Source organism: Hyunsoonleella flava, assembly GCF_004310325.1.
GTDB lineage: Bacteria > Bacteroidota > Bacteroidia > Flavobacteriales > Flavobacteriaceae > Jejuia > Jejuia flava.
Map to the genome: position 1 here is coordinate 358348 of NZ_SIRT01000001.1, position 12695 is coordinate 371042.

Below are 12695 nucleotides of genomic sequence, written 5' to 3' on the forward strand. Positions count from 1 at the left end.
TTTAACCTATGATTTTTACACCTTTGGTATTAATCTTTGAGATATGGATATCGTAATCAATTACAAGATCCGCATATACATTTTCGAAATTTGCTTTTACATTATTAGCTACATCCAAACCTTTGCTTAATGAAAAAATTGAAGGACCAGAACCTGAAATACCGCACCCCAAGGCACCAGCATCAATAGCAGAACTTTTGGCTTCATTAAAAAGCGGTATCAGTTTGCTTCTGTGTGGTTCAATAATCACATCTTTTAAAGCACTTTTTATCAAATCGTAATCACTGGTATGCAGCGCATGGACTAGACTGCCTAGGTTTGCCCATTGTTCAATGGCGTTGCTTAGCTTAACTTCTTTTGGAAGCACTGCTCTAGATTCTGATGTTTTAATTTCTATTTGTGGATGAATAATTGTCGCATACAAGTCCTCTGGTGTGGGGATTTCTAACACTTGTAAGGGTGAGACACTTTTCACTAAAGTGAATCCTCCAAAAAGGGCAGGAGCTAGGTTATCTGCATGTTCGCATTTACTTGCTAACGCTTCCCCTTTTATGGCAAACTCGGTCAATTGTGTTTTGTTGAAAGGTCTCCCCAATAGCTCATTCATACCAAAAACACTACCAACTGCACTAGCTGCGCTACTGCCAATACCGCTTCCAGGTTTTATGTTCTTGTAGATTTCAATTTCAAAACCAAAATCAACTTCTATAGCATTGTACATGGCTATAGCAGAAACTCCAGCAACGTTCAGTTCGGTTTCAAGTGGTAAATCAAAGCCTTCTACTTTGGTAATGACAATCCCTTTCTTATCAACTTTTCTTATTACCATTTCATCGCCAACTGTATCCAAACAAAATCCCATAACGTCGAAACCACAGGATACATTGGCTACAGTGGCTGGAGAGAATATTTTTATTTCGTTCATTTTTTCTATTAAATAGTTTTCTGCTGCACTAGAGCAGGAAATAGAACTTTCTTTGTGTAACTCCATTTCAATTAATCGTTGCCCAATCTTATAATGTCCGCAAATAGTCCAGAGGCTGTAACATCAGCACCAGCGCCAGCACCTTTAACAATCATGGGTTGTTGTGAGTAGCGTTCTGTATAGAACATCACAATGTTATCACTGCCTTCAAGATTATAAAACGGATGTCCTTCAGGAATTTCCTGTAAACCTACACTTGCTTTCCCATTATCAAATTTGGCTACATATTTTAACTGCGCATTTTTCGTTTTTGCGGATGCATATAACGCTTGGTAATGGGTTTCGTCGGCAATGAGTGTTTTGTAAAACTCTTCAACTGTGCCACTTTCTTGACCAGAAGGCGATAAAAATGATGTGTTTTCTATGTCCTCTAAATTCATTTCAACCCCACTTTCCCTGGCAAGAATTAGGATCTTACGTGCTACATCAACACCACTTAAATCAATTCTTGGGTCTGGTTCTGTATAACCTTCAGCACCAGCTTGCTTTACTACGTCGTAAAACTTAGTGGAATCATTAAAATTATTGAAAACAAAGTTTAAACTACCAGACAATACGGCTTGAATTGAAGTAACTTTATCTCCTGAGGCCACCAAATTATTCAATGTGTCAATAATAGGTAAACCTGCGCCAACATTGGTTTCAAATAAAAATGGCGCATTGTATTTTAATGACAAACGTTTCAACTCTTTATAATTAGCAAAATCACTAGAACATGCAATTTTGTTACATGCCACTACAGCGATACTTTCTCTTAAGTAATTGGCATATAAACTAGCCACATCTGCGTTTGCAGTAACATCTACAAAAATACTATTGCGCAGATTTAATGCTTTTGATTTTTCGAAAAACCCTTGCAATGATGCTTTTTCTCCATCTGCCAACAAAGATTTCCAATGTTTTAAAGGAATACCACTTTCATCAAAAACCATCGTTCTAGAGTTAGATAGTCCCGTAACACGGAGATTGATTTTAAGGTTTTCCTTGAGGTATTTTTTTTGTTGTCTTATTTGTTCGACCAAGCGTTCTCCAACATTTCCAACACCTGTAATGAAGACGTTGAGTTGCTTTGTGATGCTTTCAAAAAACACTTCATGCAAGGTGTTTAATGCTTTTTTCACGTCGCTATCTTCAATAACTATAGATATATTTCGCTCTGAAGCACCTTGGGCAATAGCTCTAATATTGATATTATTTTTTCCTAAAGAAGAGAACATTTTACCACTAATACCTTGATGGTTCTTCATATTATCGCCAACAAGTGCTACAATGGACAAACCGGTTTCAACGGTTAGAGGTTCTATTTTGTGCAAAGCGATTTCATTTTCAAAAGTAATATCGATGGCGGTTTTTGCAATTTCAACATCTTTTTCTTCAATACCCAAACAAATGGAATGTTCTGAAGAGGCTTGAGTAATTAAAATCACATTTATTTTTTCATTGGAAAGTGTTTCAAATAAACGTTTTGAAAACCCAGGAATTCCAACCATACCGCTACCTTCAAGCGTCAGTAAAGCTATATTTGAGATATTACTAATGCCTTTCACTGGTGAACTGGTGCCGTTTGCATCTTTGGAAATTATTGTACCCACAGCTTCAGGTGCCATAGTATTTTTAATGTGAATAGGAATCTCTAAATCCAACACAGGTTGTACCGTTGGAGGATATAATACCTTAGCCCCAAAATGAGACAGTTCCATAGCTTCTTGATACGAAATAGTCTTGATTGGATATGCTTGTTTTACCATTTTTGGGTTTGTTGTAAACATACCGCTAACATCCGTCCAAATCTCTAACTGTTCTACCTTTAGAGCAGCAGCCACAATTGCCGCAGTAAAATCTGAACCGCCTCTGCCTAAAGTGGTTTGCTCCCCAAGGGCAGAATTTGCAATGAATCCTGGAAGAATCGTTATACTTTCTTCAGCTGATTCAAAATAACGCTTAATATTGCTATTGGTTACTTTATAATCTACTTCGGCTTTTGTGAAATTTGAATTGGTAACGACTAGCTCTTGCGAATTCTTTCTAGTTGCTGACAAACCTCTGTTTTTCATTGTTTCAGCAATAATGTAAGATGACAATAACTCTCCAAAGCTCACCAATTTATCTGATGTTTTTGGGGATACTTCGTTTATAAGAAAGATACCCTCCAATAAACTATGAAGCGCACCTAATTTTTCTTCAGCGTAAGCTAAAATCCCCTCATTGTTTTCGGGGTTTAATTCTTTAATTATTGAAAAATGGGTAGACTTGATAGTCTCAAAAGTATCATTAAAACTTGCATCTTTTGCCTGTGCTTGTCTTCCTGCAAGCAGCAGTTTGTCAGTGATACCACCAACAGCCGAAACTACGCATGCTACTTTACCTTCTTTTGAATAAGTATCGAGAATACTTATGACTTTATTTATGTTTTTTGAGGAACCTACTGAAGTTCCACCGAATTTTAAAACCTTCATTATGTAATGAATTGATATTTAAATGTAAAATTTGAAAGGGATGTAATTGTAAAATTACATGAAAAGCCGGAATAATATATAACTAATAACCCCAAAGGGTTGTTGTATTTGTAGTTGTAGCTAAAATAGAAACAGTGCTTGCAGATATTGAAAACACAGTTGGATAATTATTTTGGCTTAAATGAATCATTTTCGTTATATAAAACACCTCAAAAGTATTACTTTTAGCCTAATAAAAAAACAAAACACAGTTTTTTACAATATTCTTATAATCATGAATTTTTCGTTTAAAAAAAATGACTAATTATGATTAGAATTGAAAATTCAATAAAATAGTTTTATGAAGATTTTTTCTAAGGAACAGATATACGCTGGCGATAAACTAACTGCAGAACGCCAAAACATTACATCCACAGAGCTTATGGAGCGCGCTGGTACCCAAATTTTTAATTGGATGCATATGCGTATGCAAGGTGCTCAAGTACCTGTACATGTTTTTTGTGGTATAGGTAATAATGGTGGTGATGGTCTGGTTTTAGCACGACATTTGGTAACGCACGGCTATAACGTGCATACTTATGTTGTAAACTATAGCGATAAGCGCTCCAAGGATTTTTTAGTTAATTATGATCGTATAAAAAACGTTACTAAAAAATGGCCAACGCTTTTAAAATGTGCAGAGGATTTTCCAGAAATGCATCCAGATGATATTATTGTTGATGCTGTTTTTGGTATTGGTTTAAATCGGCCAGTAGATGATTGGGTAAAGCAATTATTTCAACATTTTAGGGCTTCAAAAGCGTTTACACTATCTATTGATATTCCTTCAGGGTTATATCCGGATAAAGCATTGGAAGATACGGATGCTGCAGTTTATGCAGGGTTTACGTTAAGTTTTGCGTCTCCTAAATTGGTATTCTTCTTGCCCGAAACTGCTAAATACACCGTGCAATGGGAGATTTTAGATATTGGTTTGGATCCTGAATATTTATATACCACAGAAACCGAAGCTCAACTTATAGGGAAACATGAAGTATTACCCAACTATATCCCCAGAGACAAGTTTTCCCATAAAGGACAATTTGGACACGCCCTCATCATTGGTGGAAGCTATGGCAAGATTGGCGCTGTAACTCTCGCCGGTAGAGCAGCTTTATCAGCAGGAGCAGGTTTGATAACTACGTATATACCAAAATGTGGTTATGTGCCAATACAATCCTCTTTTCCTGAAGCTATGGTGATTACTGATACTGATAACGATAAAATTACTTCCATAAATTTTGACATCGAACCGACTGTTATAGGTTTTGGCGTAGGGGCAGGAACTGATGCGAAAACCATATCCGCTTTTGAAGCATTTTTGAAGACAAACAAAAGCCGTCTAGTAATCGACGCAGATGGTTTAAATATGCTTGCAAAGAAAAAGACACTATTAAAACTATTGCCAGAACTAACAGTTTTAACACCACACCCCAAAGAATTGGAGCGACTTGTGGGGGCATGGACTGATGATTTTGATAAACTTGCAAAAGTGAAAGCATTTGCTAAAAAGCACAAGGTAATTGTAGTTATTAAAGGAGCAAATACTATCACCGTTTTTAACGATAAACTTTTTGTAAATACTACCGGCAATCCAGGATTGGCTACAGCAGGCAGTGGGGATGTTTTAACGGGGATTATAACTGGATTACTTGCACAGGGTTACCATCCATCGGTTGCTGCTATTTTTGGAGTGTATTTACATGGTAAATCAGCAGATATTGCGGTGGAGGACTTCGGTTATCAAAGTTTGATTGCTGGTCATGTAATTGACTATTTAGGAGAGGCCTTTATAGACCTATTTAAGCAGCCAGAGCAACCACCGCAGCAAGACCAGGAAGAACATAGGGAAGAAAAACAGTAAAAAAAAAGCCGCTATCTGCGGCTTTTTTTTATCAAAATTTTTAGATGTTTAACGATTTGAAAACATCCCGTAACTTTGGGTTTGAAGGCCTAGGAGCATCAGGGCTTACTATGCTTCCATTTGGGTCGAGTAAAATAAACCTTGGGATGCCGTTGATTTTATATTCCTGAATAAATTGAGATTGCCATCCCTTTGGCGCTATGATTTGGATGCCTCCTAGCTCTTTTTCTGCAATCATATTTTTCCACCCTTCTTTAGCTAATTTAGATGATTCCTCTTTTGTCTTACCTCTGTAGCCTCTGCCATCATCTACTGAAAGACTTACAAATTGAATATTCTTATCATGATATTCTTTCTCTAATTTTTTTAAGGATGGTATTTCAGCTTTACATGGTCCGCACCATGTTGCCCAGATATCAATATACACATATTTTCCTTTTAGGTCTGATAAAGACGTTTTTCCACCTTTATAATTTTCATAATTTGTAAATGAAGGAGAAGGCGACCCTTTTGGAAGTACTGATTTCAAGCCAATACTTTGGCTAAAATATCTTTCATAAGACCTCAGCATAGGCTTTAATTGATTCTTGAAACTGTTAGTTATCGAAGTGTCAATTTTAGGATTAGAATTATAAAATGTTGTAAGCTCATTTTCTATACTACTTAACTTTGTCTTTAACCCTTCCATATCGAGATTGTCGAAAGCACTTGGGTTTAAGAGTTTTTCATGAAGCAAATTACTCTTTGCTAAATAATTACTATGTTCGGCACCATTGCCACTATATGAAATGGTTTCATCAAATTCAGCAGCATCAAAAGTTAAATTGATATCAAATCCATTTTTTAAGAAAACAGATGTTATTTCTTTGCCGTCATATAAATTATACATTCCTGTTTCTGTTTTTAAAGTATCGCTAAAACTTCCATCTTCTGAGAGAGGGATTGTTTTAGAATAAGAACGGGAACGTATGGTAAGGGAATCACTATTTTTATTTGCTATTTTACCAGATAACGAAACATAGTCTTTTGGTTCTGTTTTACAGCCAAAAATGCTAAGTATCACCATTAAACTAAGTAGCTTTTTCATAATTGTAATATTTGGTTAAGTTTCGAAAATAAATAAACCGCTAAAGAAAGCTAAAACTTTAACAATTGTTTAGGGGTTTAATTTGTGTATGAGTCTTTCGTAAGGAACAATTTCAGGGATAATATCTAAAGCCCTAAGTTCTTTCTGAACATTCATAATAGTAGGCTCATCAATAATTTCTTGAGACCATTCAGTAATTGTCAACCAATCTTGTACATCTTCAAGTTGTTGTTCATACCTGTTTGCAATCATACGATCAATACTCGGTATATGTTTGAATTCTGAAGTGGTTGCATTGATTATATTTAAAATGGTTCGCAGGTCGTTTTGGTCGTTTTCGATAAACTCTTCGCGAACCGCAATCACAAAACAAGGCCAAGGGGAAGGGCATTCACCGATACGTCTAAAAACACCGTCGTCAACTATTGGTTTTGTAGTATATTTTTCCCATAAAAAGTAATCGGCAGCTCTGTTGGTTAAGCCTTCAACAGCACCATTAAGATTTTTTATCACTTCAAAATTTAAATCTTTATCTAAATCCCAATCATTATTTTGTGCATTTATGTAGGCCATCAAGTGCGAACCAGAACCATATCTGCTTATCGCTGCTTTAGTGCCCTTTAAATCCTCAACAGATTTATATTTTGAATGATGTGCTACATGAACGCCCCAAATAAGAGGCGTTTCAACAAAGGTTTGAACAATCTTACTAGGATTTCCAGCGATTATATCTTTTATAATGCCTTCAGTTAAAATTACCGCAATATCTATGTCGCCCTCACGAAGCGCTTTACACATCGCTCCTGTACCACCATGATAATCGTGCCAGCGAAGATTTATACCTTCATTTTTATATTCACCATTTTTAAGTGTTAGATACCAAGCTAAATTGAAATGTTCTGGTACACCGCCAATCTTTACTTCCTTCATTTTTAAATTCTATCTAAAGTATAAGTGATTAAATTTTCTACTGTTTTCCGCGGATTATTACTAAACGTGCCATTTGCTCTGTTGGCAATTATGGCATTAAGTGACATTGCGTGATGTCCTAAAAGTTTTGAAAGCCCGTAAATGGCAGAGGTTTCCATTTCAAAGTTTGTAACTTTTACGCCCTCAAAATTAAAACTATCTATCTTTTTGTTTAGGCCAGCATCCATTAGTGGTAATCGTAATATACGCCCTTGTGGACCATAAAATCCGTTTGCTGTCGCTGTTAACCCTTTTATTGTAGAAACACTATCAAATTTAGATAAAAGTGTCTTGGAGCCATCAACTATAATGGGTCTGGCCTTATTAGCATTCCAGTTGGTATGCTTTATAAAGGCTTTTTCAATTTTTTGGTTAGAAATAGGCTCTGTTTGGTAGGCGTGTAGCATTCCTGTTAAATCTAAGCCACTTTCGCTAACTACAAATGAATCAATTGGAATATCGGGTTGTAATCCTCCAGAAGTGCCAATCCTTATTATGTTTAAACTTTTAAGGTGTTGTTTAATAGTTCTGGTTTCAAAATCGATATTGGCTAAAGCATCCAATTCATTCAGTACAATATCAATGTTATCTGGACCGATACCTGTTGATATTACAGAGATTTTTTTACCGTTGATTGTTCCAGTATGAGTTTTAAACTCGCGTTTTTGAGTTTCAAAGATTATCTTATCAAAATGCTTGGATACCAAAGCAACTCTATCTTGATCGCCAACCAAAATGATGGTGTCCGCAATATGTTCTGGTTTTAAATTTAGATGGTATATGCTACCGTCCGGATTTAGAATAAGTTCGGAATTTTTAATAGGCATTTTACGGGGACTTAACGAGTTTGTTTTCTGATATACTAAATTGGAAATCTAGTTTTTTTACACCACCAAATACCATATCGTTTTTAAATTCCTTGGAAGCGTTATACTGACCGTAAAGTGTTTCATGCCCTTTCCTATTTAATTCGACTTTATCATCTACTACTGTATAAAATGGATGTAAATAATCTATAATACGTTGCAGTTGTAAATCACCATAACCATAATACCCTTGATAATTAAGTGCATATCCCAACAAATGGTGTTTCGATTTTATATTGTTTTCTTTAATAAGTTTTAAAATATTGGTCTCCAAAGTGTTGAGTCCTGTTATGGTATCTGGAAAACGTTTTAAATGCGCTTTTAAACAACTGTTCAAATATTTAAATGAAGAGGACTGTACGATGTACGGTTTCAACAGGTTATGGTCAACGCCACAATATATTTGCCAAAGCGTACTGGCCAACTCTAAGTCATTGTCAGTTAGTTTGACTTTTTCTTTATAATGTTTCATTAGTTGGCTAACACTGAGCTCTGATAAGCCTTTAAGTTCTTTACTCCCTGGAATTCTACCGCTACAAACCAGATATGTAGGAAGATCTATTTTTTTTTGCAGCAATAAATTAATTACAGCGAGCATGTTTATATGGCAGAAAAGGTCGTACTCAAACCAAAGCACAACCTCAGAGTAGCGTTCATTGGCGTTGTTTAGTTGTGTAAGTGCAAAGCCTACTTTGTCCATGTCCAAGTCGATGTTATAAAATTCACCAAGGAAATCTCTTCTTGCTTGAATCAATTCATCCGAATGCACCATTATTTTCGTTGGGCCTTCACACAGCATTTCTTGCCATGTTACAATTTCTCCTTCAATTTGTAATTCGTTTAGGTAAGATGTTAAGCTACCACCGTTGGTAATATGTAAAATTTGTTTGCCCATAAATTATCCACCTACACGTTTTACACTAAACCCTTTTTCTTTTAATAGCTGCATGATTTTATCTCTGTAGTCGCCTTGAATTATAATTTTATCATCCTTAAAACTACCACCTACGCTTAACTTCTTTTTTAACTCTTTAGCTAGAATTTTAAAATCTTCAGTGGCACCTGTATAGCCTTCCAAAATTGTTATGGGCTTGCCTTTTCGTTTTTCATATTTACAGATTATCGGATCATCTTGCATCCAAATATCTGAGGTTTCTGAAGCATCTGTTTTAGTTTCTTCTGGTTTATGGTCTGGAAAAAGGTTTTTTAATTGATCTTGTAAATCCATGTTTTCAGTTCGCCGTTTGCAGTGTTCAGTAGCATAAAATACTGCTAACTGAAGACTTATTAACTGTTTACTTTTTTATAAGTCCTAATTCAATTAAACGTTCGGTTAGAAATTCCCCTGCAGTAATATCCTCAAATTGTTTAGGGTTATTTTCATCGATACAATCCTCGAGTACATCAAGTTTCATGTCGCTTACTGGATGCATAAAAAATGGAATAGAATATCTTGAAGTCCCCCAAAGTTCTTTAGGAGGGTTTACCACGCGGTGTATGGTTGATTTTAATTTGTTGTTGGTATGTCTTGAGAGCATATCTCCAACATTAACCATCAATTCATCTGGTTGGGCGATGGCATCTAGCCATTCACCTTTATGATTTTGAACTTGTAAACCACGGCCTTGTGCACCCATTAATAATGTAATTAAATTGATATCGCCATGTGCCGCGGCACGAACAGCTTCCTTAGGCTCTTCCTTTATAGGTGGGTAATGAATTGGACGCAAAATAGAATTTCCATTTTTAATATAATCGTCAAAATATGTTTCTTCCAAACCAAGATGCAATGCTAGTGCTCGTAAAACATACTTTGCAGTTTTCTCAAGCATTTGATATGTTTGTTTTCCTATTTTATTGAATTCCGGTAATTCGTCAACAATCACATTATCAGGGTATCCGTACTTTTCCTTTTCATTTTCATCAATGTATTGTCCAAAATGCCAAAATTCCTTTAAATCTCCTTCTTTTTTACCTTTTGCACTTTCCTTTCCGAACGATACATAACCACGTTGTCCTGCAATTTCAGGAATTTCGTATTTCTGTTTTACTTCAAGAGGTAAATCAAAAAAGTTTTTTACTTCGCTGTAAAGGTTATTCACTAAGGTGTCATCTAAAAAATGACCTTTTAAAGCTACAAACCCGATGTCTTCGTAAGCTTTTCCTATAGATTTTACAAAATGCTGTTTTCTTTCAGGATTTTCAGAAATAAAATCATTCAAATCTACGCTTGGGATACTATTCATGACTTAAGTACAATAATGTGATGTCAACAAATGTACAAAAACATTCTATTGAATTATATGCAATTTATCTATTCATATATTGAAATTACAGTATATTTGATAGTAGATTAAGAGTTATTTTATGAAAACCTCAAAAATGCAGCCTCAGATAGACTTTAATACTGAGGGCTTAGACTCTGAAGTTTTACTGGAGCTTTATAAAAGTATGCTCAAGCCCAGACTTATTGAGGAAAAAATGCTGGTGCTGTTGAGACAGGGGAAAATTAGTAAATGGTTTTCGGGAATAGGGCAAGAAGCTATCGCAGTTGGGGTTACTTCAGCACTTAATTTAGATGAATATATCTTGCCAATGCATCGCAATTTAGGCGTGTTTACTACAAGAAAAATTCCGTTATACAGACTTTTTGCACAGTGGCAGGGAAAAGCTTCTGGATTTACAAAGGGTAGAGATCGTTCGTTTCATTTTGGTACACAACAGTACCATATCGTTGGTATGATTTCGCATTTAGGGCCTCAACTGGGAGTTGCAGATGGTATTGCATTGGCTTCAAAATTGCGACAAGAAAAAAAAGTAACTGCTGTTTTTACAGGCGAAGGCGGTACTAGCGAAGGTGATTTTCATGAAGCCCTAAACGTAGCGTCCGTATGGCAATTGCCGATTTTATTTTGTATTGAAAACAATGGTTACGGGTTGTCTACACCAACGTCAGAACAATATCATTGCAAGGATTTAGCTGATAGAGGCTTAGGTTATGGCATAGAATCCCATATTGTTGAAGGAAATAATGTTTTAGAGGTTTATACGAAAGTTACTGAAATCGTAAAGAGTATACGAGAAAATCCACGTCCTGTGTTGATAGAGTTTAAAACCTTTAGGATGCGCGGACATGAAGAGGCTAGTGGCACCAAATATGTTCCGCAAGAGTTAATGGATGCTTGGGCAAAAAAAGACCCTATTGAAAATTATCAGAATTTTTTAAAAGAAGAAGGTATTATAGATGAGCCTTTAGAGGTTGAAATTAAAACAAAAATAGTTCATGAAATCAATGAACATTTGGAGGTTGCTTTTAATGAGGAGGCTGTACATTCAAGTTTAACCGACGAATTAGATGATGTCTTTAAAAATTTTGATTATCAAGAGTTTAAATCGAAATCTAATAAAAAAGAAATACGGTTAATTGATGCTATTTCAGAAGGCCTTTATCAAAGTATGGATCGACATGAAGAGCTCGTCATTATGGGGCAGGACATCGCAGAATATGGTGGTGTTTTTAAAATCACGGAAGGTTTTGTTGAAAAATTTGGCAAAAACCGCGTTAGAAATACACCTATTTGTGAATCCGCTATTGTAGAAGCTGCAATGGGTTTATCCATTGCAGGAATGAAAAGCGTTATGGAAATGCAGTTTGCAGATTTTGTAGCCTCTGGATTTAATCCGATTGTGAATTACCTAGCAAAATCGCATTATCGATGGGGACAAGCTGCTGATGTAGTTATCAGAATGCCTTGTGGTGGTGGCGTAGGTGCTGGTCCGTTTCATTCACAAACCAACGAGGCTTGGTTTACTAAAACGCCAGGACTGAAAGTGATTTATCCCGCTTTTCCTTATGATGCAAAGGGCTTATTGAATACAGCAATTAACGACCCCAATCCAGTCCTATTTTTTGAACATAAGGGCTTATACAGAAGTATTCGACAGGATGTACCAACAGACTATTACACACTGCCATTTGGAAAAGCCAGCTTTATAACATCGGGTAATGAAATTACAATTATTAGTTATGGTGCTGGTGTACATTGGGCTATAGAAACTCTTGATAAGCACCCCGATATTTCGGCAGATGTTATTGATTTAAGATCGCTTCAACCTTTGGATACGGATACTATTTTTACATCGGTAAAGAAGACTGGAAGAGCAATAATACTCCAAGAAGATTCCTTATTTGGTGGTATTGCGAGTGATATTTCGGCGTTGATAATGGAACATTGTTTTGAGTTTTTAGATGCTCCTGTAAGGCGTGTGGCGAGTTTGGAAACACCAATTCCGTTTGCTAAAACTTTAGAAGAGCAATATTTACCCAAAGAAAGGTTTGAAAGTGAATTAATAGCTTTGTTGGCATACTAGCCATAAGTTTAGTGTGGCACAGGTTTAGGCGGATGGTTGCGTTAGGGATTGAACGGTA

Annotated in this window: 10 protein-coding genes; 2 read left to right on the forward strand and 8 right to left on the reverse strand. The window is 35.9% G+C overall.

Translation table 11 applies throughout. The features are described from left to right. Position 1: 1 nt before the first annotated feature. Entirely contained in the window at positions 2 to 925 is a 924-nt protein-coding gene (locus EYD45_RS01505; protein ID WP_130962892.1) for a homoserine kinase, read from the reverse strand. A gap of 71 nt (positions 926 to 996) precedes the next feature. Continuing rightward, positions 997 to 3441: a bifunctional aspartate kinase/homoserine dehydrogenase I gene (gene thrA, locus EYD45_RS01510; RefSeq protein ID WP_130962576.1), complete on the reverse strand. Its 2445-nt coding sequence runs from the start codon at positions 3439 to 3441 to the stop codon at positions 997 to 999. Positions 3442 to 3781: 340 nt separating this feature from the next. On the opposite strand from thrA, the gene EYD45_RS01515 reads away from it, so the two are divergent. Further along, complete coding sequence (locus EYD45_RS01515) at positions 3782 to 5344, forward strand: NAD(P)H-hydrate dehydratase (protein ID WP_130962577.1); 1563 nt, start codon at positions 3782 to 3784, stop codon at positions 5342 to 5344. Positions 5345 to 5384: 40 nt separating this feature from the next. Here EYD45_RS01515 and EYD45_RS01520 read toward each other — a convergent pair whose 3' ends face one another. The 6 genes from EYD45_RS01520 to EYD45_RS01545 all read right to left on the reverse strand — a co-directional run bounded on the left by EYD45_RS01520 (position 5385) and on the right by EYD45_RS01545 (position 10512). Next, positions 5385 to 6431, reverse strand: a complete 1047-nt coding sequence (locus tag EYD45_RS01520; RefSeq protein ID WP_130962578.1) for a TlpA family protein disulfide reductase — start codon at positions 6429 to 6431, stop codon at positions 5385 to 5387. Between the two features lie 69 nt (positions 6432 to 6500). Further along, the gene (locus EYD45_RS01525; RefSeq protein WP_130962579.1) at positions 6501 to 7361 is read right to left on the reverse strand and encodes a substrate-binding domain-containing protein; all 861 of its coding nucleotides are present in this window, start codon (positions 7359 to 7361) and stop codon (positions 6501 to 6503) included. A 2-nt stretch (positions 7362 to 7363) separates the two neighbouring features. Next, positions 7364 to 8227, reverse strand: coding sequence for a nucleoside phosphorylase (locus EYD45_RS01530; protein ID WP_130962580.1), 864 nt, complete (start codon positions 8225 to 8227; stop codon positions 7364 to 7366). Between the two features lies 1 nt (position 8228). Beyond that, positions 8229 to 9161: a DUF1835 domain-containing protein gene (locus tag EYD45_RS01535; protein WP_130962581.1), complete on the reverse strand. Its 933-nt coding sequence runs from the start codon at positions 9159 to 9161 to the stop codon at positions 8229 to 8231. A gap of 3 nt (positions 9162 to 9164) precedes the next feature. Beyond that, a complete protein-coding gene (locus EYD45_RS01540; protein ID WP_130962582.1) occupies positions 9165 to 9494 on the reverse strand; it encodes a translation initiation factor in 330 nt (109 codons plus the stop codon). A 67-nt stretch (positions 9495 to 9561) separates the two neighbouring features. Next, complete coding sequence (locus EYD45_RS01545) at positions 9562 to 10512, reverse strand: isopenicillin N synthase family dioxygenase (RefSeq protein ID WP_130962583.1); 951 nt, start codon at positions 10510 to 10512, stop codon at positions 9562 to 9564. A 121-nt stretch (positions 10513 to 10633) separates the two neighbouring features. On the opposite strand from EYD45_RS01545, the gene EYD45_RS01550 reads away from it, so the two are divergent. Next, positions 10634 to 12637, forward strand: a complete 2004-nt coding sequence (locus EYD45_RS01550) for an alpha-ketoacid dehydrogenase subunit alpha/beta (RefSeq protein WP_130962584.1) — start codon at positions 10634 to 10636, stop codon at positions 12635 to 12637. The last annotated feature ends 58 nt before the right edge of the window (positions 12638 to 12695 follow it).

Excerpts from the sequence above, each read along its gene's own strand:
- EYD45_RS01505 (WP_130962892.1), bottom strand. The coding sequence starts at position 925 with ATGAACGAAATAAAAATATTCTCTCCAGCCACTGTAGCCAATGTATCC.
- thrA (WP_130962576.1), bottom strand. The coding sequence starts at position 3,441 with ATGAAGGTTTTAAAATTCGGTGGAACTTCAGTAGGTTCCTCAAAAAAC.
- EYD45_RS01515 (WP_130962577.1), top strand. The coding sequence starts at position 3,782 with ATGAAGATTTTTTCTAAGGAACAGATATACGCTGGCGATAAACTAACT.
- EYD45_RS01520 (WP_130962578.1), bottom strand. The coding sequence starts at position 6,431 with ATGAAAAAGCTACTTAGTTTAATGGTGATACTTAGCATTTTTGGCTGT.
- EYD45_RS01525 (WP_130962579.1), bottom strand. The coding sequence starts at position 7,361 with ATGAAGGAAGTAAAGATTGGCGGTGTACCAGAACATTTCAATTTAGCT.
- EYD45_RS01530 (WP_130962580.1), bottom strand. The coding sequence starts at position 8,227 with ATGCCTATTAAAAATTCCGAACTTATTCTAAATCCGGACGGTAGCATA.
- EYD45_RS01535 (WP_130962581.1), bottom strand. The coding sequence starts at position 9,161 with ATGGGCAAACAAATTTTACATATTACCAACGGTGGTAGCTTAACATCT.
- EYD45_RS01540 (WP_130962582.1), bottom strand. The coding sequence starts at position 9,494 with ATGGATTTACAAGATCAATTAAAAAACCTTTTTCCAGACCATAAACCA.
- EYD45_RS01545 (WP_130962583.1), bottom strand. The coding sequence starts at position 10,512 with ATGAATAGTATCCCAAGCGTAGATTTGAATGATTTTATTTCTGAAAAT.
- EYD45_RS01550 (WP_130962584.1), top strand. The coding sequence starts at position 10,634 with ATGAAAACCTCAAAAATGCAGCCTCAGATAGACTTTAATACTGAGGGC.